Consider the following 22,058-nt stretch of genomic DNA (forward strand, 5'->3'; position numbering starts at 1 on the left):
TCCCATCTGTCGGCGATATTTTCTCGCCGAGTTTTCTCCCCGCTTCACACTATTTGAAGGATCCGACCCATGAAAGGATGGAGCCCCTTGCTGGCCCTGCTGGGCTGTGCTGCTGTCCAGGCTGCCGATATTCCCGCCGGAACACAACTCGCCGCCGAGCAGATTGTCGTTCGCCACCTCAAGGATGAACCTGCCAGCCTGAGCCCGCTCAAGCTGGTCGGCCTGCCGGAGTTGCAGGTACTGCGGGATCTGTTCGAGGGGCTGCTGACCCAGGGGCCGGATGGCAAACCGGTTGCCGGGGTGGCGGCCAGCTGGGAAAACAAGGGCAACCAGTTCTTTACCTTCCATCTGCGCCCGGATGCGCGCTGGTCCAACGGCGATCCGGTCAAGGCCGGCGACTTCGTCTACGGCTGGCGCAAGCTGGTCGACCCGAAAGAGGCGGCCACCTTCGCCTGGTTTGCCCAACTGGCCCGTTTCGACAAGGTGGACGAAATAGTCGCTGGCAAATTGCCTGCCAGCGAGCTGGGGGTCAAGGCCCTCGATGATCACACCCTGCAGGTGACCCTCTCCCAGCCGGTGCCCTACTTCCTGAACCTGCTGAGCCACCCCAGCCTGTCGCCGCTCCATCAGGCCAGCATCGAGCAGTACGGCAACCTGTGGACTCAACCCGGCAAACTGGTGGGCAACGGTGCCTTTGTGCTGAACAACCGGGTGGTCAACGAGAAGCTGGAGCTGACCCCCAACCCTTATTACTGGGATCGGGCCCATACCGTATTGACCAAGGTGATATTCATGCCGATCAATCAGGAGAGCGCGGCCACCAACCGCTATCTGGCGGGCGATCTGCATATCACCGAATCCTTCCCCAAGGAGCAGTACGACAAGCTGAAGCAGCAGATCCCGAATGAGGTCTACACCCCGGATCAGCTCGGTACCTACTACTACGCCTTCAATACCCGTCAGGCACCACTGAACGATGTGCGGGTGCGCAAGGCGCTCTCCTACACCATCGACCGCGCCCTGATCGCCGACAAGGTGCTCGGCACTGGCGAGAAACCGGCTTATCACTTCACTCCGGATGTGACCGCCAGCTTTACCCCGGCCGCCAACTTGCTCTCCACCAGCAGCCAGCCGGCGCTGGACAGCAAGGCCAAGGCCCTGCTCAAGGAGGCCGGTTACGGCCCGGACAAGCCGCTCAAGCTGACCCTGCTCTACAACACCGCGGAAATTCACAAGAAGATGGCGCTGGCCATCGCCAGCATGTGGAAGCAGAAGCTGGGCGCCGAGGTCGAGCTGACCAATCAGGAGTGGAAAACCTATCTCGACAGCCGCCAGAGCGGTCAGTTCGAGGTGATCCGCTCCTCCTGGGTTGCAGATTACAACGACCCGTCAGCGTTCCTTGGTCTGTGGGGCTCTCGTCACAGCGGCAATATGGCTGGCTTTGCCAATGCCCGTTATGACCAGCTACTGGCAGAGGCGGCCAGCACTCAGGATGCCGCCAGCCGCAGCAAGCTGTTTGGCGAGGCGGAGGCGCTCCTGCTGGATCAGGCCCCCATCGCCCCCATCTACCAGTACACCAATGCCCGCCTCATCAAGCCATGGCTCAAGGGCTACCCCATCAACAACCCGGAAGATGTGGCCTACAGCCGCCAACTCTACCTCGTCAAACACTGAGACCGGCCACAACGATGCGAGGCCCGCTGGGCCTCGCTATTGATACTGTTCACACCACGATTTCCAGCCTAAAATGCCGCCCCTTCTGTTCAATTAATCTCCAATAGCCAGTCAGACATGCGTTATTTGATACTGCTCTCGTTGTTGTGGGCCCTGCCTGCGCAGGCCAATAGCGAATCCCAATGCCAGCAAGAGTTTGTCGGCTGGATGCTGCACCAGCAGCAACAGTTCAGCGATCGCAAGTCTGACAAGATGGAGCGGCGCCGGGCCGAACGGGCCATCGAGTTGGCTCGTCAGGAGTACGACAAACAAGCCAGCTTCTGCAAAACCATGCAGCTTGTACATGACTACAAAGATGATGATCCTCGCCTCTCCCCAAGAAAGGGCGAAGTTCACGATTTCACACCGGCCAGCTGACCCTCACTTCATCAATTCATTGTGTTGATTAATTGACCCAAGCCAAGTTCGGGGCACTGAAGAGCCTTAGAATGATTAACTGAGAACGACAATAAAAAATATATTTATCAGTTATTTGGCTTTTTCAGGAACGACACATGACCAAACTCCATCAGGAGGGGGAGATACACTTCCCCGACAACATCGCACTCATCTCGACCACGGATCCCGCCAGTCATATTACCTATGCCAACCAGCACTTCTGTGATGTGGCCGGGTATGGTGCGGCCGAAATGGAAGGGGTGCCCCACAATCTGGTGCGACACCCCGACATGCCCAAGGTGGCCTTCGCCGACATGTGGCAGCGGCTGCGACAGGGCAAAAGCTGGATGGGGCTGGTCAAGAACCGCGCCAAAAGCGGTCAGTTCTATTGGGTAAACGCTTACGTCACCCCGATCCTCAATGCGCAGAAGGAGATCGTCGAGTTCCAGTCAGTGCGCACTAAACCCGCCGCCAGCGATGTGGCCTGGGCCGAGCAGCTCTATGGCCTGCTGCGCAGCGGCAAGGCGCTTCCCTGGCTGAGCCGCTTTCACATTGAACCGGGTCGGCTGACCCTCTGGCTCTCCGTTTCTGCCTTGTTCACCACCCTTGCTACCTTTGCCACCGGCAACCTGTTATGGCTGCTGCCCACCACCCTGTTGCTGTTGGCACAGGCAACCCACGGCTGGCGATTGCAGCAACGGCTGGCTCATCTGCTCACCCTTGCCGATCAAGACAAGGGAACCCGCCTCTGTCAGGTGCTCTACACCCGACGGCGCGACACCCTGGCGGCCGTCGAACTGGCCCTGCGGATGAAGCAGGCCGAGCTCAAGGCCGTGGTCGGGCGCAGCGCCGACACCAACCAGCAGATCCTGCAGGCAGCCGAAGATGACCGGGGCAATATCCAGACCATTGATACTCATCTGCAGCAGCAGCGTGCCCATAGCGAGCAGCTGGCGACCGCCATCACCGAGTTGAGCCACTCCATTCGCGATGTGGCCCACAGTGCCCATGAGGCAAGCAATCTGGTCATAGAGGTACAGCAGGTCTCTGACGAGGGGCTGCAAGCATTGGCGACCACCCGATCTGCCGTCAACCAACTCCATCAGGAGCTGGATGCCAACCACGCCGTGCTGGCCCAGCTCACCAGCGACAGCCAGAAGATCAACGGTATTCTGGAGGTGATCAGTCAAATCGCTGACCAGACCAACCTGCTCGCCCTCAATGCGGCCATCGAGGCCGCCCGGGCGGGCGAACAGGGGCGCGGTTTTGCCGTGGTGGCGGATGAAGTGAGGGCGCTGGCCCAGAAGACCCGTGCCTCGACTAGCGAGATCCACGAGATGATCCAGGCGCTGCAACAGACTACACGACAACTGTCGGACGGGATGACACAAGGGGCGCAGACCTCGGTGCGCTGCCAGCAGCACGCGGGCACCACCGCCGATGTGCTCACCCAGATCAACCGGATGTTGGGGCAGGTGACCCGCACCAGCGACGAAATCGCCCAGGCGGTAAGTCAGCAGGCCGACGTCACGGCGACCCTCGATGAAGGGGTACACCAGATCCACCAGCTGGCCAGCCACACCGCCGACAACAGCAGGCTGGCCCTCGATGGCATCACCCTGCTGGTAGAGCGGCTGCAGGATCTCTCACGGCTGATCAACCAGTTCAGATATTGAAGCGACAGCGATCAAAAAAGCGCGTCAACTGACGCGCTTTTTTCGCTTTGCCTGACAGGAGAGTTATTCGCCCTGCTCGCTGGCGGCAAACTCCGGCACCTTGGCCATGGCATCCAGCACCACCTGAATATCCGCCCCCGGTTTGCAGGCGTTCTCGCTCAGGTGACGGCGCCAGGCGCGAGCCCCCTGCATGTTCTGGAACAGCCCCAGCATGTGGCGGGTCATGTGGGAGAGGTAGTTGCCCTTGGCCAGCTCCTGCTCGATATAGGGCAGCATCATCCGCACCACCTCGTGGCGGCTCGGCACGGCGTTGTTCTGACCAAACACCAGATTGTCCACCTGCGCCAGAATGTAGGGGTTCTGATAGGCTTCGCGCCCCATCATGACGCCATCGACGTGTTGCAGGTGCTCGAGAGTCTGCTCCATGGAGGTGACACCGCCGTTGAGGGCGATGGTGAGATCCGGGTAATCCTGCTTGACCCGATAGACGCGAGGATAATCGAGGGGCGGGATCTCGCGGTTCTCCTTGGGGCTCAGGCCACTCAGCCACGCCTTGCGGGCATGGACGATGAAGGTGTCGCAACCAGCATCGCGCACCTGTTCGATAAAGGCCTGCAAAAACTCGTAAGAGTCCTGATCGTCGATACCGATACGGGTCTTCACCGTCACCGGAATATCGACCACATCGCGCATCGCCTTGACGCAGTCCGCCACCAGCGCCGGTTCACCCATCAGGCAGGCACCAAAACGACCGTTCTGCACCCGATCGGAGGGGCAGCCGACGTTGATGTTCACCTCGTCATAGCCGCGCTCCTCGGCCAGCTTGGCGCAGTGGGCCAAATCGGCGGGATTGCTGCCACCCAGCTGCAGGGAAATGGGATGCTCCTGCTCGCTGTAACCCAGATAATCACCCTTGCCGTGGATGATGGCGCCGGTGGTCACCATTTCGGTATAGAGCAAGGTCTGGCGGCTCATCAGTCGATGAAAGTAACGGCAATGCCGATCAGTCCAGTCCAGCATGGGGGCGATGGAAAAACGCTGCGCCTGCATAAAAATCATCCGGGTTGGCTAAAGAAAGGGGCGGATTTTATCACAACGTGAAGCAGCCCCAGAAAATGAATTTTGTCGCCGCGCCATGCGAGGCCCTGTGATAGTATCCGGCTAATAGAAAGGGTATCTGCGCGATCATGAATCAAGACCAACTTTTACAACGAGCCGAGCGACTCTGTATACAGCGAGGGATCCGCTTCACCCCGACCCGACGTCAGGTATTTCGCCTGCTGGCGGCACACGGCAACGCCATCAGCGCCTATGATTTGTTGGCCCAGCTGCAACAAACCGAAGCGAATGCCAAGCCGCCAACCGTCTACCGGGCACTCGATTTTTTGCTCGAACAGGGCTTTGCTCACAAGGTGGAATCTCTCAACGCGTTTATCTTCTGCTGCCACTTCGATCACGCTCACCCGATGCAGTTGCTGATCTGCGACGAGTGCGGGGATGTGGTCGAGCTTCACGATACGGCGATCGATAGCGCGTTTTCCGAGCAGGCCCACTTGCATGGTTTTACTATTACCAATAAGACGATAGAGGCACATGGCCAATGTGCCCGTTGTACGCCCACTGTAGGAAGTCATCATGAAGGCTGATTTTGTAAATCCGTTCCTGCTATCCCTGCTCAATGTGCTCTCGACCATGGCACAGCTGGAACTCAAACCGGGCAAACCGAAACGCAAGATGGATGAGCTGGCGCGCGGTGACGTCTCCGGCCTGATCGGCATGGTCGGCCCGCAGACCCGTGGCTCCCTCTCCATCAGCTTCGAGAAGGGGCTGGCGCTGGAGATCATGCGCCGCATGCTGGGGGAAGCTCCCGCCTCCATCAACGAAGAGGTGACCGACATGGTCGGCGAAATCACCAACATGGTGACCGGCGGTGCCAAGCGGATGCTGGGCGAGAAGGGCTACGAGTTTGACATGGCGACCCCCATCATCGTCTCCGGCCCCAACCACACCATTACCCACCGTGCCGATGGCACCAAGATCATGATGCCGTTCGAATCGGATTTCGGTCGCGCCACTATCGAAATCTGCTTCGAGTAACCCTATGTGGAAAGCATTGAAATGGATTTTCATCTGCTGGGCCCTGCTGTTGATCCTGTCGGACATTCAGATCAGCACCTCCCTCTACAAGTACGAAGATAACCGGGTGCTCATCAACTTCCCGCGCTGGGAAGCCAAGCAGCCCTGGGGCACCTTCGAGTGGCATGCCGGACGGGTAGAAACCCACTGGTATGGTCTGGAGGGCAAACCCAAGCCGAAAGGCCCGCAAATCTGATCCGGTAACGGATCCGGCAGAAACAGAAGAGGCCAGCAGCTGCTGGCCTCTTTGCTATCTCGTTGTTTCTGAATCAAGCCGCTTCGGCAGCCAGCTTACCGCTTGGTCGCACCAGGATGCCGACGATGCAGGCCAGCAGAGTCGGCAGCAGCCAAGCAAGCCCCTTGTCGAACAGCGGCAGGAAGGCAAAGCCGTCCATCGCCATCCCGGCAGCCCCCAGCCCATCGAGGCAACCAAACAGAAAGGCGACCGTCAGCACGCCGCGAAACGCAAGCCGTGGCTGGGCAAACCATCCCTTGAGGAAGGTCACCAGCACCAGCGCGATGGCCACCGGATAGATGGCCACCAGCACCGGGATGGAGAGGCCAATCAGCTCGCTCAGCCCCACATTGGCCACCACTGCACAGAGCGCCCCCAGCAGGATCACCCAGCTGCGATAGGCACAGCCAGTCAGGCCATGGAAGTAGTCGGCACCGGCACAGAGCAGGCCGACCGCACTGGTAAAACAGGCCAGGGTGATGATGGCAGCCAGAATAAACTGACCCGGTTGACCAAACAGACTCTGGACGTAGGCATTGACGATGGCCCCACCATTGCTGATATCGCTCGCCACCCCACCGGCGTTGTTGCCCAGCTGAAAGAGCGAGATATAGACAGCCGACAGCCCGACCGCCGAGATCAAGCCTGCGATGGTCAGATATTTGAACTGGCTGCGATAATCCTCGATCCCCTTCTGGCGCAGCAACCCGATGATCAGGGCGCCAAACATCAGGGAGGCCAGGGTATCCATAGTGTTGTACCCCTCCAGCATTCCTTTGGTCAGGGCTGCATCTATGTACTCACCGCTGGCATCAGGCATGGTGCCCTGCGGCGTCATAAAGACCCCGACCGCCAGAATAAGCAGCATCGCCATCAGGGCTGGGGTCAGATACTTGCCGACCGCATCGAGCAGCTTGCCCCGATCGAGCGCCACCAGGATCACCAGCGCAAAGAAACTCAGGGTGTAGATCAGCAGCCCCTCATGACCGGCATCGCCGAGCCAGGGTTTGAGCCCCATCTCGTAGGCGACCAGACCGGTGCGGGGAATGGCAAAGGCGGGTCCCATGATGATATAGATGGCGATGGCCAGCGCCGTCGCCGCCCCGGCGGGCAGATAGCGGGTCATTCCGGTCCAGCCACTCGCGCCGCCCCCCGAACTCCCCTTGGCCACCGCAATCAGGGTGATCAGCGGCAAACCCACCGCCGTCAGCAAAAAGCCGCACATGGCGGCCAGCAGATGCTCACCGGCCATAAAACCGGCCAGCGGCGGAAAAATGATATTGCCTGCCCCCAGATAGAAGGCAAACGTCATAAACCCCAATCCGAATACGTCGGACAACTTCAATGATTTCGTCAAACTCAACCTCATCTGCCTTATCAGCTTGTTATTGATTGCACCCACTGCCTGGCAGATAACCGGTAACAATACCTCTTTCCCCCACACGGCCCACGGACCGGATGAGGCGCACCACCTTTAGCATAAAGAAGAGGAGTTCGATCTCAATCACCAATTAATATCTTGAAACAATTTACCGCTGTGGAATTAATCGCCGAATAACTCAGCGCTCCATAAACAGGTGTCGCATGTGGCGTATGGGAGGTGAGAAGGGGGGACAGGTTATAGCGGCCAAATACGGCTGCTCAGGTGCTATCTGCGTACGGTGACAATTACGGCAGCAAAGCGAGGTGAAATGCGAGGCTCACAAAAAAACAAAAGAGCCTGCACGGGGCAGGCTCTTGGCAATATCACATCAGGTGTGATCAGGCAGCTTCGGCAGCCATCTCGGTCGGACGCACCATCACGCCAACTACGCAGGCCAGCAGGGTCGGCATCAGCCAGGCGAGGCCCTTGTCGAACAGCGGCAGGAAGGCAAACGCATCCATCTTCATACCGGCAGCACCCAGACCATCCAGGCACCCGAACAGGAAGGCAACCATCAACACGCCACGGAACACCAGACGGGGACGGCCGAAATAACCCTTCAGGAAGGTGACCAGTACCAGCGCCACGGCAACCGGATAGATGGCAACCAGCACCGGAATGGAGAGGCTGATCAACTGGCTCAGACCCACGTTGGCCACCACGGCACAGATAACGCCCAGCAACACCACCAGCTTCTTGTAAGCCATGCCGGTCAGATTGTGGAAGAAATCGGAACAGGCAGAGATCAGGCCCACGGCAGTGGTGAAGCAAGCCAGAGTGATGATGGCCGCCAGAATGAACTGACCCGGCTGACCAAACAGGCTCAGTACGTAGGCGTTGACGATGGCGCCACCGTTGCTGACATCGGTCGCCACACCGGCCGCAGTGTTGCCCAGCTGGAACAGGGAGACGTACACCACGCTCAGACCAACGGCAGAGATGAGGCCGGCAATGGCCAGATACTTGAACTGGCTCTTGTAATCGTTGATGCCTTTCTGGCGCAGCAGATCGACGATCAGAGCGCCAAACATCAGGGACGCCAGGGTGTCCATGGTGTTGTAGCCTTCCAGGATCCCTTTCACGAAGGGGCTGTTCTGATAGTCACCGGACGCATCAGGCATGGAGCCTTGCGGTGCTACGAATACACCGATCGCCAGAGTCAGCAGCAGCAGCATCAGTACCGGAGTCAGGTATTTGCCGATGGCGTCCATCAGCTTGCCCTGGTTCCTGGAGACCAGAATGGCCACACCAAAGAAGATCACGGTATAGGCCGCCAGACCCGCCTGCCCCATGTCACCGATGAATGGCTTGAGGCCCATTTCATAGGCAACCAGACCGGTACGGGGCGCGGCAAAAGCCGGGCCGATGATGATATAGATGGCAACGGCCAGCGCAGTCGCGACACCGGCAGGCAGCAGTTTGGTCATGCCAGCCCAACCGTTACCGGCTTTCGCCACGGCCAGAATGGTCACCAGAGGCAGGCCCACGGCTGTGACCAGGAAGCCAAACATCGCCAAGGAGAGGTGCTCACCAGCCATGTAACCGGCCAACGGCGGGAAAATGATGTTACCGGCGCCCAGGTAGAAGGCGAAGGTCATAAACCCTAATCCGAGTACATCGGACAATGTGAGTGATTTCGTCAAGTTCAACCTCGTCTGTCTTGTAAATTATTGCTTGTTATAGTTTTTATCGGTCGCTGACCGGGTGTGTTCAGGGGGTATAAAAAAAGAGCCCCGCATGTTTTTTCATCGCAACCAGTGGTTTTAGCTGGTCTGGAGCGGGCGCTCGATCTGGAACCAGCATAATGGCGTGAAAAAATAGTTCAAGACGAAATTTACATCTTCAAATAGAAGGGGTTGGTCAGTTGGATATATCTGTCGGAATAGGCCCCATCAGCAGAATGGATCACAATTTCACCCCTCTCACACCTGTTTAATCCTCTGCCAAGTAGCAATAAAACACGATTTGCCTCTTTACCCTCTCTGGTGATAACAGCTGTATAACAAATGCCATGCAGATCATAATTCGCCGAAATGCATAAAATTTCATCAGCCATCGCCGTCGGCAGCACCAGCGCCACCTGCCCGTTCGGGCTCAGCAAACGATCGCAGGCCGCCAGTAATGCGTGGCTGTCGAGGGCGCCGGTATGGCGGGCCAACGCCCGCGCCGGATCGCTAAATGACTGGCCTGCCAAGAAATAGGGAGGGTTGGAGACGACAAGATCATAAGGGTCGGCCTGATAATCCTGAATGGCACCCTCTATGACGGTCACCCGATCGGCCCAGGGAGAAGCAGCCGCATTCTCCCGCGCCTGACTGGCCGCATTAATATCCAGCTCAACCGCATCAAGACGGCAGTCAGATCTGCTGCGCTGGGCCAGCATCAGGGCGATCAGGCCGCTGCCGGTGCCGATATCGAGCACTCGACGCGCCTGTTCGACCGGCGCCCAGGCACCGAGCAAAATGCCATCGGTGCCTACCTTCATGGCGCAGCGATCGTGATTGATATGGAACTGTTTGAAGGTAAATCCGCGACTACGTCCCATCTGGCCCCCGTCATCTGCAAAAATGGTGGGCGATTATAGCGGCTAAGACACACTCACCAATAGGAGCCGACGAGATAATCGCCTATAATCTGCCGTTTCCTTAATGACCGAGTATTGCCATGAGCCAGTCCTTTGATGATTTCGACCTGCACCCAGCCCTCAACCGGGCCTTGGCCGAGATGGGATTCACCCGCCCCACCACCATCCAGCAGATGGTGCTGGAGCCAGCCCTGGACGGCCGCGATATTCTGGCATCCGCACCGACCGGTACCGGCAAGACCGCCTCTTTCCTGCTGCCGGCACTCCAGCACCTGCTGGACTTCCCGCGCCGCAAGCCGGGCCCCTGCCGCATGCTGATCCTGACCCCGACCCGCGAGCTGGCTCTGCAGGTGACCGCCCACGCCAAGGCGCTGGCGGCTCACACCAACCTCAGCATCGAGACCATCATCGGCGGCGTCAGCCATGAAGAGCAGCTGCCTGCTCTGACCAAGACCACCGACATCGTGGTCGCCACCCCGGGCCGTCTGCTCGAGTACATCGAGAAAGAGGAGTTCGAGAGCCACGACATCGAAGTGCTGGTGCTGGATGAAGCGGACCGCATGCTGGACATGGGCTTTATCAAGGATGTGAACCGCATCGTGGCCGAAGCGCGCTACCGCAAGCACACCATGCTCTTCTCCGCCACCCTGGAAGGGGCCGGCCTTGAGAAGTTCGCCAACGAGATCCTCAAGGATCCGGTGGAGCTGCACGCCGAGCCGCCCCGCAGCGAACGTCGCCCCATCACCCAGTGGATCCATCTGGCCGATGACGCCACCCACAAGCTGGCGCTGCTGACCCATATCCTGAAAGATCCGGAAACCCAGAAAGCCATTATCTTCGTCAAGACGCGCGAGCGTCTGGCGGAGCTCTCCGGCCAGCTGCAGGCTGCAGGTATCTCTTGCGCCTGGATCCGTGGCGAGATGGAGCAGAGCAAGCGTATCGAATCGATCCGCAAGTTCCACGAAGGGGAAGTACCCTTCCTGATCGCCACCGACGTCGCCGCCCGCGGCATCGACCTGCCGAACGTCAGCCATGTCATCAACTACGACATGCCCTACGGCGCCGATGTCTACGTCCACCGTATCGGTCGTACCGGCCGCGCCGGCAACCGTGGCTGTGCCATCAGCCTGGTGGAAGCCCACGACATGGCGATGGTCGCCAAGATCGAACGCTACACCGAAGAGCGCCTCAAGCGCCGGGTGATCGACGAGCTGCGCCCGAAACACAAGGAAGCGCGGGTACCGGTGAAGAAGAAAAAGCCGGTCGACAAGAAGAAGTCCGCCAAGAAGAAAAAGAAGAAGTGATCTCCTGGCGATAAAGAGAAGGGCCATCCCGCGGGATGGCCCTTCTGCATTCTGAATCACTCTGACAAGTGGTTATGCCACCACTCTGCGCATCCCCATATGGGGGATATCGTCTTCGAGATAGCCTTCCCCTTCCGCCACAAAACCGTGTTGGCCATAGAAGCCTTGCAGATGGGCCTGCGCCCCCAGCCAGATGCTGTGAGTCGGCCAGCGCGCCTCGCACGCCTTGACCGCCTCGCCGATCAGCTGGTGACCGAGACCGCCGCCGCGCGCCTTGGGTGAGGTCACCACCCGGCCGATGGCGGCGCCGCTCTCGTCGCCGATGCCGGGCGCCATGATCCGCGCATAGGCGGCCAGCAGCTCACCCTGATAGCCGAGCAGGTGCCAGACCCCTTCGCGGCGATCGAGCCCGTCCAGATCTTGAAAGGGGCAAGTCTGCTCCACCACGAACACCTCGGCCCGCAGCGCCAGCAACTCATACAACTCGTCAGTGGTCAGTTCAGACCAGGGTTTCAGGATCCAGTTCATCGGCAACTCCTTATCAGTTCGGCCTGCCAGCATAATCGTGGCGCCCGCCCCCTGCATTAACCTTTGTTAAGTTCTTTCAGCCGTTTGTGAATGCGGCTCAGACTGACTGGCTGGCGTAATGCCGAGACGGGCTCTATGAAAGGTCTGAAATCTGGTGGCAACACAGCCCCTCATGGCGCCTCGGCGACACTACTCCTTGTTCAGCGCTCTCAACCGCTTGCGAATGCGGCTCAGGCTGATGGGAGTAATGCCGAGATAGGCGGCGATCTGGTGATCCGGCACTCTGGCATCGAGTGCGTGAAAGCTGTCGAGAAAGTGCTGATAACGCGTCTGCGGGCTGCCGGTCAGCAGCAACTGCTCCTTCTCCTCCTTGATGCGCAGCTGCACCTCCAGCAGGTGCTGGTACCAGCGCGGCCAGCCGGGCAGCTGGCGCAGGTCAGCCAGACTGAACAGCTGCAGATGGCAGGGTTCCAGCGCCTCCACGCTGTAGCGGGCCGGATCGCCACTAAGCAGGTGGTGGAAGTCGAGAAACTCGTCCCCCTCCCAGTAGAACTCCTTGATGTACTCGCGGCCATCCTCCAGCACCAGCTTGGCCCGCAGCAGCCCCTGCTCCACCCTGACCAGCAGATCCGGGCTGTCACCGGCGTGCCAGAGGCAGCTTTTCGGGCTGAGGGTCAGCGGGCGGGCAAAAGAGAGGAGGCGCGCGGCCTCCTCTTTATCTGCGACCTGCGCCCAATCGAAGGGGGGTCTGTCAGTCAGCATGATCAAGCGCGGCGCTGACGCACGGCTTCAAACAGGCAGACACCGGTTGCCACCGAGACGTTGAGGCTGGATACCGCCCCCGCCATCGGGATGCTCACCAGCTCGTCGCAGTGCTCGCGGGTCAGACGGCGCATGCCTTTACCTTCAGCACCCATCACCAGCGCCATCGGGCCGGTCAGTTTGGCCTGATAGAGATCGTGATCGGCCTCGCCAGCGGTGCCGACGATCCAGACGCCGCGCTCCTGCAGCTCGCGCAGGGTGCGGGCCAGGTTGGTGACCTGAATCAGCGGCACCACTTCAGCGGCGCCACAGGCGACCTTGCGCACGATCGGGGTGAGACCCGTGGCCTTGTCCCGCGGCACGATGACCGCATGAGCCCCGGCAGCATCGGCGCTGCGCAGGCAGGCGCCGAGGTTGTGCGGATCGGTCACGCCATCCAGCACCAGCAGGAAGGGCTGGTTCTGTTGTGCCGCCAGCTCGTCCAGCAGGCTGGCCAGATCGTGCTCGGCCAGCTTCGGCGCCTCTTTCACCCGGGCCATGATGCCCTGGTGATTGTTGCCTTCCGCTTTGTCATCAAGGGTCTTGCGGTTCACGCTCTGCACCTTGAGACCGAGGGACTCCAGCTCGGCCAGCAGGGGTTGCAGCCGGTCGTCATCCCGCCCCTTGAGGGCCCACACTTCGATGAAGCGCTCGGGAGTGCGCTCCAGCAGCGCGGATACAGCGTGAATGCCGTAGATCAGTTCAGTACTCATGTTCAAGATCCGTAGGTCGGGTCGCATAAATGCGCCCCGAAGAAAAAAGGCCGTACCGGCAGCCTGACCACCATGATGCTGGCGTCGTCACCGGTCGCTAAATGATGACGCATCATACCAGAGAGACCGGCATCTAGGGAGGAGGAAGCTGCTCGGCCAAGCTCCGAAACTATGACAGGCCTCTTGACCCGGCGGCGCCATCATCCTTAATGGCGCACCTGACCCTACTCTTGGCTGATTGCAGGAGGACAGTACCCTGCCCGGCAGTGACTAAGTGGACTCGCTACGCGACGCTCAACACGGTAGCGGTCCCAATTTCAGCCCTTGGAGATCAGCCCTTTCGTTGTGGATGTTCGACTTCAACACGGCTCAGGATGACTAATTTATTGATCTTGCCCAGAAAACTATCATCTCCCGCTTCCCTCTCCAGCATCGCTCGCTAACATAGCCGTTTGGCAACAGCCTCGTCGGAGTCACCCATGAGCCAGGCCAGCGAAACCACGCAGGTAAAAAGCAGCAGACTGGAAGCTGGAATTCAGGGTGCGGTAGCCTTGCCGAATGGAATGGATAGGCGAGTAGCACGAGTGGCGCGATCACTGAACATGGTGACGGCCTTATGTTCATTTCTGAGCGGCTCACGCCGCCGTGGCTTGGCCGCGCCGTCCATAAGCACCCCATGAGCTGTTTTTTATACAGTCGTAATGATGGCGCAAAAGAGGAAGTCAAGCGAATACGCTCAGGTACATTAGGTGAGCTGGTAATGTTTGATTTCATAATTATTTTTACTTTTCGGCGATCAAGATGTTATGGGGTTATATGGAACTCTTTGCTAACGAATTAGTACCGTCTTCCATCTAATCACTATTACATAACAAAGAAGTTATTTGGTTGGAATAAGATATGAAAGAAACAAAGCTGTTATTAGCATTAAGAAAGAAAAATGGACAGATTGGATACTTATCCGAAGGCGTAACTATTCCGGAGTTTTTTGACTTGGTTACGCCGAAGTCAAATAATATTGTTGTTTTGCCTGATTTCTCTCCAGTAATTAATACGCTTTATAGCATCCATAAAAATTATAGAGATGAAGAGTTAACCAGAAAATATAATTCCCTGATTAATTATTGGGCGGATGCATCGACGTATTCAATTAAGGATATAAAGCTACAAAAAAACGTTCAGCTTGCAAGTTTTGCAAATGAAATGCTCAACTCAATTCAATTGAGAGTTAATGAAAAAATTCCTTCGTTTGTAAGGAATATTAATGAGATAGGTAATGTCATTCGAGATATAACACCAGAGTGTAACATGTATATCGACACGCTGCTTTGTTTTATACACTCAAAGGCGTCTCTTGAAATTGAATCATTTAAAAGAGACTGCTTATTAGTTCAGTATTGTGATTTTTTATATGATAAAGTATTAAGACTTTATAACTTAGCCACAAAAAACTGTGACTTTAGCACTCGATTAAATGAGTCATTATTGTGCTACCTATCATTTAATAAGCCGGAAGTTCTGAATGAATTCCTTATTCTTCACCCTGAATATTCAAGCGCAGAAGATATTAAACGGAAATATATATCTCAATGTCAGCCTGAAGATGTATATGACGAGAATTATGGGTATGTACAACAGTTTGGTATTCGTTATCGTTGCTATGAAGACCGTGAAATTAACACTTGCAAATCAATTAAAGCGATACTGACTAAGATTATTTCTATCAAAGAATTGCTTAAAAAGCTCAGAGATGAAGATGTTATCTGGGACGATAGCACTGATTTAATGAATGAACTTCAGGAGTTCATTAACCAGCCCATCCAAAAGCAGCACTGTTTAAATGTCATGTAACAAATTGTTCAGAGGGATTCACAACGCTTGGCATTCTCACTGTGCGATAGCTTGTGTGTATAAGGTGATGTTAGCAACTTCGGTATTGCGTTGCTCACACCTTAACAGGGCGTTAACTGGCTAGTGGTAAATTAGTTTGGAGTTATGATGTATCTGAATACAAGAATAAAAAGTCACCATCATGTGCTTACCGATAGTGCATTTGAACTGTTTTCTAAGGACCGCTATTCATTTCAAATCTCTCAAGTTACAGAAGATGCGTTCACCTTAAGTATCAAGAGTGTTGAAGGAGAGGAGAAAGAAGCTTTTGTCGCTCGATCTCATTCAATAATTTCCTTTTACCTTGTAGCTTTAAATGTAGCGACAATGGGTCATTTTTCTTGGGATTTCCAAATGGTATCTCCCGTACCATATTTTTATTCAGAAAAGCCAGATGAGCTACAGAACTACTTGATGTTACATAAAGGAACTGACTATTTGTACGACGAGGAGAAAATTGATATATCCTCTGAATTAGTGTGGCGCTCATTGAAAATAATGTTAGCGCTAGCAAGCGAAAAAGATGATGTATTTATAAGCGAGTACATCAAAGGCATTTACTCTCTACATAATAATTTTTTCAATATTAACTTTACGATTGAATCATTCGCTAGTTTCTATAGAGCGTTTGAGTACTTTTGCACAGTTAAAGTCTTGAATAAAAAAAGATTACACAATGAAAAAAGGCAGCTCAAAGCTATACTGGCAGATTTTGGTTTCAATGATCTTATCTTAAATGACTTTGACCGAATTTATGCGGCTCGATGTAGTGAAGTTATGCATGCTCAGTGTCAGCTAGCCGAGCAAGTAGATATTGACTTAATCATGCGGTTAAAAATCTTTCTGGACGCTCTATTGCACAAACATTACGAGCCGATATGGGATAAGTCCGCCAGTTAATAAGGTGGCATGCGGCAACTTCAGTATTTCGCCGCCCCTTAACAAAGCAACGCATCAATAACAGAGCATTTTGAGAACGACATGAATAAACTGAGTTTAGAAGAATCGTTGGTAAGCACTATGGGGCAGCAAATGAGTGGTACCGGAACTGAATTGGCTGAAATTGCAATAGACTCGGTACTAGAAGATGGTGTACTTAAAGATCTACCTGTCGTAGGGACTGCGCTTGCCTTGTACCAAACTGGTGTTGCGGTACGAGAAAGGCAATATGTTAAAAAGCTTGTCACCTTTTTAAGTGAGTTGAATAAAACTGACGAAGAAGCTCGCTTAAAGTTCATTGCAGAAGAAATGCTAGAACCTAAGCAAAGAGAACGGTTTGGTGAAACCATTTTGTCCCTTATCGACAAAGTTGATGATAATAGAAAGTTTGAGTTGTACGCTAAGGTATTTGAAAGACTTTTCATGAATGCATGTAGTTACGACGATGCTATTCGAATTTGCCTGATGATCGAACGTACGTTCTATAGTGATCTCCAGTATATATTGGTTTTTGAGGATGGGTGTGCAAAAGACCAACTGACAGCGAGTGAGTTATATAAAGTTGGTTTCTTGAGCTTTGGTGGCATGAATGGTGGTTCGTTTGAAGACGAAAATTCAGGTGGTGTTATATACAATCGAAACAAATATGGTCAAATATTGTTCGAACTACTTAAGCATTGATATAACGGTCTCTAGCCACAGGCACGTAGCTTGGCCGAACTCAGCCCAGAATCTAAGCCCCTCCCCTTTTCCGCTGACCATAAAAAATCCGACCCCCGGTAGCAGGGTTCGGATTTTTTTCGTCGTCAGGACTATCGGGCACTAGTGAAGTTAACCCGAGGCATCAGCCCGTTACAGCCTAGCCCCAAGTCGCCGGCCCCAGGCCATTGCCGAGGGCTTACCCCTTGGCCTTCACCTTATCGCGAGCTTTTTTGCCCGGTCGTCTGTTGCTGGGTTTGGCACGGCCACCCTTGGCGGGTTTGCCGCTCTCCTTGCCATCTTTCTCTTTACGCTTTTCGTGGCGCTCGGCGCTCTTGGCCTTCTCTTTCTTGATCTCGGCCATCTTGCGCACCGCCTGCTTGGCGTTCTTGCCGGTGATCTTGAGGGGCTCTTCCACCATCACGAAGTCGATCTTGCGATCGTCCAGGTTCACGCCCATCACCTTGACCCGCACCTTGTCACCCAGACGGTAGCGGCGGCGGAAGTTCTCGCCGATCAGCTGCATGTGCAGGGGATCAAACTGGTAGTAGTCGTTGGTGAGGGTGCTGACGTGCACCAGACCATCGATGTGGATCTCCGCCAGACGCACGAAGAAGCCAAAGCCGGTGACGCTGGCGATAACGCCGTCAAACTCGTCACCCACGTGATCCAGCATGTACTCGCACTTGAGCCAGTCGGCCACGTCGCGAGTGGCATCGTCGGCACGGCGCTCGGTCATGGAGCAGTGCTCGCCCATCGGGTCCACTTCTTCCAGCTGGTAGTGATAACCACCGCTCGGGGTCCACTTGTGGCGCAGGTTGCCCTGTTGCTCCTTGGCAGTCTGGTACTTGATCGCCCGGTGCAGGATCAGGTCGGGATAGCGACGGATTGGCGAGGTGAAGTGCGCATAGGACTTCAACGCCAGACCGAAGTGACCGATGTTGTCGGCCTGATAGATGGCCTGACGCATGGAGCGCAGCAGCATGGTGGAGAGCAGCTCCGCATCCGGGCGCCCTTCAAACTTGGCGGCCAGCTCGGCAAAGTCTTTCGGCTCGGGCTCGAGACCGCCTTTGAGCTCCAGACCCAGTTCGGCCAGGAAATCGCGGAAACCGGTCAGACGCTCTTCGCCCGGACGGTCGTGCACCCGGAACAGGGCGGCGGCTTCGTTCTTCTCGATGTAACGGGCAGCAGCCACGTTCGCCTGGATCATGCACTCTTCGATGATCTTGTGGGCATCGTTGCGCACCAGCGGCACGATGCGGTCGATCTTGCGCTGGGCGTTGAAGATGAAGCGGGTCTCCTCGCTCTCGAACTCCACCGCACCGCGCTGGTGACGGGCATGCTTGAGCGCCTTGTAGAGGTTGTTGAGCTCCTCAATATGGCCCACCAGCGGATCATACTGCTGGCGCAGCTTGGGATCGCCATCGAGGATCGCGGCAACCTTGGTGTAGGTCAGACGGGCGTGAGAGTTCATTACCGCTTCGTAGAACTTGTAGCCGGACATGCGGCCAGCGGCGGAGATGGTCATCTCGCACACCATGCAGAGGCGGTCAACTTGCGGGTTCAGGGAACAGAGGCCGTTGGAGAGCACCTCCGGCAGCATGGGCACCACGAACTCGGGGAAGTAGACGGAGTTGCCGCGCTGATAGGCTTCGGCATCCAGCGCCGTGCCGGGCTTCACGTAAGCGGAGACGTCAGCAATGGCAACCCACAGGCGCCAGCCGCCACCACGTTTGGCTTCACAGAAGACGGCGTCATCGAAGTCACGGGCATCTTCCCCGTCGATGGTCACCAGCGGCAGAGCGCGCAGGTCGATGCGGCCCTCTTTGGCCGTCGAAGGCACCTGCTCGCCGAGACCGGCAACCTCTTTGGTCACCTCTTCCGGCCAGGTGTGCGGGATACCGTGGGTACGCAGGGCAATTTCGATCTCCATGCCCGGCGCCATGTTCTCGCCCAGCACTTCCAGTACGGTGCCGACGGCATTGATGCGGGAGGTGGCGCGCTGGTTAATGCGCACAACCACGACCTGGCTCTGGCGAGCCCCTTTGTTTTCCCCTTCCGGGATGATGATATCCTGGCCGATACGGCTGTCATCCGGCACCACGAAACCAACGCCATTCTCGACGAAGTAACGGCCGACAATGTCTGCCTCACGGGACTTGAGCAGGCGCACCAGACGCGCTTCCTGACGACCCTTGCGGTCGATCTCGGTCGGTTGCACCAGCACGTAATCGCCATGCATCAGGCGTTGCATCTCTCGGTTGTTCAGATACAGATCCGGACCACCACCTTCCGGACGCAGAAAACCGAAGCCATCCTTGTGGCCGATTACATAACCTTTGACCAGATTCAGGCGATCCGGCAGGGCATAACATTGGTTGCGAGTGAATACCAGTTGTCCATCACGCTCCATGGCGCGCAGACGACGACGCAAGGCTTCCAACGGCTCTTCATCTTTCAGCTTGAGGACCTTGGCCAACTCTTCACGGGACATGGGCTTTTCATGGCCCTTGATGAGTTCCAGGATCAACTCGCGACTGGCGATGGGGTTATCGTATTTTTCGGCCTCGCGTTCGAGGAAAGGATCTTTTTGAGACATAAGCAGGCCTTAGGGTAGGTGGTAACGGTGCCATTATATCGGAGGGGGGGGCGAATGGCATCCATCGGCTGCCTTTTGGCCAATCTCTCTGTCATACTATCTTCAGTTCGCTGGCATGATGAGACACAGAACTCATGAGTAAGGACACATTTGCCCAATCTGCCGCCTATCTCAAACAGGCGGTCCCTTTGATGATCAAGTACCAGATCCCCACGACGCCGGACAATTACCACCTGTGGTACAACTATGTCTCGGCCAGCATGCCCGAGCTCAACCAGGCGATCGATCAGGCAGTAAAAATGCAGGGAACCTGCTCGCTCACCACCTGCGAGCGGCTCTATCACCAATATCTTGCCGCTCAGGACGAGAAGCAGATGGAGGCGATGAAACTGAGCCTCGCCGCCATGGCCAATGAGCTCGGCCACTCCATGCAGGACGCCATCTCCGATACCGGCATGTTTCAGGAGATGCTCGACAAGAGTTTTGACAAGCTCAGCCGCATTGATGACGAGGGCTTCAGCCTGGAAGACACCATGGGGATCCTGCGGGAGCTGGTGCGCGAATCGCGGGATGTACGCATGTCCACCATGCACTTTCGCAACCAGCTCAGCAATGCGGAGAAAGAGATCAAAGAGCTGCGGGCCGCGCTCAACGAGACACGCAAGCTGGCCAACGAGGATGCCCTCACCAACCTGCTCAACCGCCGCGCCTTCGACCTGGAGCTGGAGGGGTTGATCCGCAGCCAGCACCCCTTCTCGCTGATCCTTGCTGATATCGATCGCTTCAAGAACTTCAACGACGAATATGGGCACCTGCTCGGCGATCAGGTGCTGCGCGCCTTCAGCAAACGGCTGCGCGATGCCTGCAAGGAGGGCGTCACCGCCTATCGGCTGGGTGGGGAGGAGTTCGCCATGCTGGTCCCCCATCGCTCGCTGGCGCTGGCCAGACAGATGGCGGAGAGCATGCGCCGCGCCATCGAGCGGATGTCGATTCTGGATCGCAAATCGGGCCGCCGCATCGACCACATCACAGCCTCGTTTGGCGTGGGTGAGTTCAACGGTCAGGAGAGCGCAGACTGTCTGGTCGAACGTACCGACAAGCTGCTCTACAAGGCCAAGGAGCTGGGGCGCAACCGGGTGATGCCACTCCCTTCCTGATTTAGTCCCCTGCCCGACCGCAATGCCAATGTAAAAAGCCAGTCAGATCAAATGACTGGCTTTTTGGTCTCTCTTGCTCCGACAGGGGCTGTTCCTTCCAGCCCCAGTGGAGATCTGCTCAGTGTGAAGGATTACTCCTGCACCTCGCTGACACCTTCGACTTTCACATCAACACGGCGATCCGGGGCCAGGCAGACGATCAGCTCACGCTTGGACTTGCTGACGCAGCTGTCGCCGGTAACCGGTGAGGATTTACCACGCCCTTCCACATTGATCTTGGCGGCCGGGATCCCTTTACCAACCAGATAGTTGGCAACGGTCTGGGCACGCTGCTCGGAGAGCTTCTGGTTGTAGGCATCAGAACCGATACGGTCGGTGTGACCAATTACGGTTGCCACGCCATCTTTGGGTCGCGCCTCTTCAATCTGGCTATAGAGGCTATCCAGTGCCTGACTGGCCTCTGGCTTGAGGGTCGCCTTGTTGAAGTCAAACAGCACATCGGAGCTCAGGGTAAACTGCTTCTCAACCATCACAGGTGCAGGAGCAGGTTCCGGAGCCGGAGCGGGCGCCACAGGGGCAACCTGACCAAAGCGATAGACTGCGCCCACAGAGAGCAGGCCATTGTCCATACGCAACCCGGTATTGTCTCGACTGCCGTAGGGGGTAGTGTATTGATATTCAAGACGGGCAGCCCAATCACGATTGAAGGCATACTCGGCACCCAGCGCGCTGACAAAGTTGAACCGGCCATCACCGCCTTTCAGATCACTATTGGCGGCCGCATAACCGCCGCCGATACGTCCGTACAGGTCGAGGCTATCAGTTACAGGGAAGCCCAGCTTCAATGATAAATGAATAAGTTGGGCCTGAACTTCATCTTGAAACGCTGCGCCCGTGGCTGAGCGGGCATCATATTTGTACTTCCCCAGATAATCGTAGCCATATTCGATGCCCAGGTTCTTGTTAAGCTGATAGCCGGCAAATACACCAGCCCCAAGAGCATCATTGGTCTCATTGCCGAGGGTAAAGCTGTTGCTTTCATCAATGCCGTAGAAGTTGGACCAACCCAGTTTGGCACCGCCATACCAGGTGTTATCTTGACCGGCAGCCTGGGCATTGGCCGCCAGCAAGCCGGTAACCAGCAAGGTAATCAATGATTTTTTCATGTTTGAGCCTCTGCAACTTTATGTAGGAGGAGGTTGATTGATATCACCTCGTCTTATAGGTGCAACCACCCAAAAGCGATCGCAGCATATCAACGT

General features: G+C 56.2%; 20 protein-coding genes. 11 read left to right on the forward strand and 9 right to left on the reverse strand.

Annotated features, from left to right (window positions below):
- Positions 1 to 69 precede the first annotated feature (69 nt).
- The 3 genes from ACTG2G_RS07890 to ACTG2G_RS07900 all read left to right on the forward strand — a co-directional run bounded on the left by ACTG2G_RS07890 (position 70) and on the right by ACTG2G_RS07900 (position 3,788).
- Positions 70 to 1,674 carry a peptide ABC transporter substrate-binding protein gene (locus ACTG2G_RS07890; RefSeq protein ID WP_323876111.1) on the forward strand — a complete coding sequence of 535 codons (1,605 nt, stop codon included), beginning with the start codon at positions 70 to 72 and terminating at the stop codon, positions 1,672 to 1,674.
- A gap of 117 nt (positions 1,675 to 1,791) precedes the next feature.
- Positions 1,792 to 2,091, forward strand: coding sequence for a hypothetical protein (locus ACTG2G_RS07895; RefSeq protein WP_439985347.1), 300 nt, complete (start codon positions 1,792 to 1,794; stop codon positions 2,089 to 2,091).
- A gap of 137 nt (positions 2,092 to 2,228) precedes the next feature.
- Positions 2,229 to 3,788 (forward strand): methyl-accepting chemotaxis protein, encoded by a 1,560-nt coding sequence (locus ACTG2G_RS07900; RefSeq protein WP_439985348.1) that lies wholly within the window; start codon positions 2,229 to 2,231, stop codon positions 3,786 to 3,788.
- A gap of 63 nt (positions 3,789 to 3,851) precedes the next feature.
- On the opposite strand, the gene dusA is transcribed toward ACTG2G_RS07900, so the two are convergent.
- Positions 3,852 to 4,838, reverse strand: coding sequence for a tRNA dihydrouridine(20/20a) synthase DusA (dusA, locus tag ACTG2G_RS07905; RefSeq protein WP_124928509.1), 987 nt, complete (start codon positions 4,836 to 4,838; stop codon positions 3,852 to 3,854).
- Between the two features lie 137 nt (positions 4,839 to 4,975).
- On the opposite strand from dusA, the gene zur reads away from it, so the two are divergent.
- From zur to ACTG2G_RS07920, 3 genes are read left to right on the forward strand one after another with little or no spacing between them, the layout of a single operon-like run.
- On the forward strand, positions 4,976 to 5,434 hold the full coding sequence (gene zur, locus ACTG2G_RS07910) for a zinc uptake transcriptional repressor Zur (RefSeq protein WP_005335805.1): 459 nt from the start codon (positions 4,976 to 4,978) through the stop codon (positions 5,432 to 5,434).
- Complete coding sequence (locus ACTG2G_RS07915) at positions 5,424 to 5,885, forward strand: chemotaxis protein CheX (RefSeq protein ID WP_005343179.1); 462 nt, start codon at positions 5,424 to 5,426, stop codon at positions 5,883 to 5,885. The genes zur and ACTG2G_RS07915 overlap by 11 nt, the downstream gene beginning before the upstream one ends.
- A gap of 4 nt (positions 5,886 to 5,889) precedes the next feature.
- Positions 5,890 to 6,120 carry a hypothetical protein gene (locus ACTG2G_RS07920; RefSeq protein WP_005335809.1) on the forward strand — a complete coding sequence of 77 codons (231 nt, stop codon included), beginning with the start codon at positions 5,890 to 5,892 and terminating at the stop codon, positions 6,118 to 6,120.
- A gap of 73 nt (positions 6,121 to 6,193) precedes the next feature.
- Here ACTG2G_RS07920 and brnQ (ACTG2G_RS07925) read toward each other — a convergent pair whose 3' ends face one another.
- The 3 genes from brnQ (ACTG2G_RS07925) to ACTG2G_RS07935 all read right to left on the reverse strand — a co-directional run bounded on the left by brnQ (ACTG2G_RS07925) (position 6,194) and on the right by ACTG2G_RS07935 (position 10,127).
- Positions 6,194 to 7,471 (reverse strand): branched-chain amino acid transport system II carrier protein, encoded by a 1,278-nt coding sequence (gene brnQ, locus ACTG2G_RS07925; RefSeq protein WP_421386913.1) that lies wholly within the window; start codon positions 7,469 to 7,471, stop codon positions 6,194 to 6,196.
- A 449-nt stretch (positions 7,472 to 7,920) separates the two neighbouring features.
- Positions 7,921 to 9,225, reverse strand: coding sequence for a branched-chain amino acid transport system II carrier protein (gene brnQ / locus ACTG2G_RS07930; RefSeq protein WP_439985349.1), 1,305 nt, complete (start codon positions 9,223 to 9,225; stop codon positions 7,921 to 7,923).
- Positions 9,226 to 9,416: 191 nt separating this feature from the next.
- Complete coding sequence (locus ACTG2G_RS07935; protein WP_439985350.1) at positions 9,417 to 10,127, reverse strand: tRNA1(Val) (adenine(37)-N6)-methyltransferase; 711 nt, start codon at positions 10,125 to 10,127, stop codon at positions 9,417 to 9,419.
- Between the two features lie 119 nt (positions 10,128 to 10,246).
- Here ACTG2G_RS07935 and srmB point away from each other — a divergent pair, with 119 nt between their 5' ends.
- Positions 10,247 to 11,470 carry an ATP-dependent RNA helicase SrmB gene (srmB, locus tag ACTG2G_RS07940; RefSeq protein WP_058059701.1) on the forward strand — a complete coding sequence of 408 codons (1,224 nt, stop codon included), beginning with the start codon at positions 10,247 to 10,249 and terminating at the stop codon, positions 11,468 to 11,470.
- Positions 11,471 to 11,542: 72 nt separating this feature from the next.
- Here the strand turns inward: srmB and ACTG2G_RS07945 are convergent, their stop codons facing one another.
- The 3 genes from ACTG2G_RS07945 to rlmB all read right to left on the reverse strand — a co-directional run bounded on the left by ACTG2G_RS07945 (position 11,543) and on the right by rlmB (position 13,512).
- Complete coding sequence (locus tag ACTG2G_RS07945) at positions 11,543 to 11,998, reverse strand: GNAT family N-acetyltransferase (protein ID WP_047434518.1); 456 nt, start codon at positions 11,996 to 11,998, stop codon at positions 11,543 to 11,545.
- Between the two features lie 189 nt (positions 11,999 to 12,187).
- Positions 12,188 to 12,760, reverse strand: a complete 573-nt coding sequence (locus ACTG2G_RS07950; protein ID WP_439985351.1) for a Crp/Fnr family transcriptional regulator — start codon at positions 12,758 to 12,760, stop codon at positions 12,188 to 12,190.
- Between the two features lie 2 nt (positions 12,761 to 12,762).
- The gene (gene rlmB / locus ACTG2G_RS07955) at positions 12,763 to 13,512 is read right to left on the reverse strand and encodes a 23S rRNA (guanosine(2251)-2'-O)-methyltransferase RlmB (protein WP_201902524.1); all 750 of its coding nucleotides are present in this window, start codon (positions 13,510 to 13,512) and stop codon (positions 12,763 to 12,765) included.
- A gap of 900 nt (positions 13,513 to 14,412) precedes the next feature.
- On the opposite strand from rlmB, the gene ACTG2G_RS07960 reads away from it, so the two are divergent.
- The 3 genes from ACTG2G_RS07960 to ACTG2G_RS07970 all read left to right on the forward strand — a co-directional run bounded on the left by ACTG2G_RS07960 (position 14,413) and on the right by ACTG2G_RS07970 (position 17,022).
- Positions 14,413 to 15,363, forward strand: coding sequence for a hypothetical protein (locus ACTG2G_RS07960; protein ID WP_407957557.1), 951 nt, complete (start codon positions 14,413 to 14,415; stop codon positions 15,361 to 15,363).
- 144 nt (positions 15,364 to 15,507) lie between these two features.
- On the forward strand, positions 15,508 to 16,302 hold the full coding sequence (locus tag ACTG2G_RS07965; protein WP_407957558.1) for a hypothetical protein: 795 nt from the start codon (positions 15,508 to 15,510) through the stop codon (positions 16,300 to 16,302).
- An 81-nt stretch (positions 16,303 to 16,383) separates the two neighbouring features.
- Positions 16,384 to 17,022 carry a hypothetical protein gene (locus ACTG2G_RS07970; protein WP_421330544.1) on the forward strand — a complete coding sequence of 213 codons (639 nt, stop codon included), beginning with the start codon at positions 16,384 to 16,386 and terminating at the stop codon, positions 17,020 to 17,022.
- A 217-nt stretch (positions 17,023 to 17,239) separates the two neighbouring features.
- Here the strand turns inward: ACTG2G_RS07970 and rnr are convergent, their stop codons facing one another.
- Positions 17,240 to 19,639, reverse strand: a complete 2,400-nt coding sequence (gene rnr, locus ACTG2G_RS07975) for a ribonuclease R (RefSeq protein WP_439985352.1) — start codon at positions 19,637 to 19,639, stop codon at positions 17,240 to 17,242.
- Positions 19,640 to 19,773: 134 nt separating this feature from the next.
- Here rnr and ACTG2G_RS07980 point away from each other — a divergent pair, with 134 nt between their 5' ends.
- Positions 19,774 to 20,796, forward strand: coding sequence for a GGDEF domain-containing protein (locus tag ACTG2G_RS07980; protein ID WP_019445736.1), 1,023 nt, complete (start codon positions 19,774 to 19,776; stop codon positions 20,794 to 20,796).
- A gap of 131 nt (positions 20,797 to 20,927) precedes the next feature.
- On the opposite strand, the gene ompA is transcribed toward ACTG2G_RS07980, so the two are convergent.
- On the reverse strand, positions 20,928 to 21,962 hold the full coding sequence (ompA, locus tag ACTG2G_RS07985) for a porin OmpA (protein ID WP_108614112.1): 1,035 nt from the start codon (positions 21,960 to 21,962) through the stop codon (positions 20,928 to 20,930).
- Between the last annotated feature and the right edge of the window lie 96 nt (positions 21,963 to 22,058).

Origin of the sequence: Aeromonas sp. 55A, from assembly GCF_051919665.1 — a bacterium.
Lineage (GTDB): Bacteria > Pseudomonadota > Gammaproteobacteria > Enterobacterales > Aeromonadaceae > Aeromonas > Aeromonas veronii.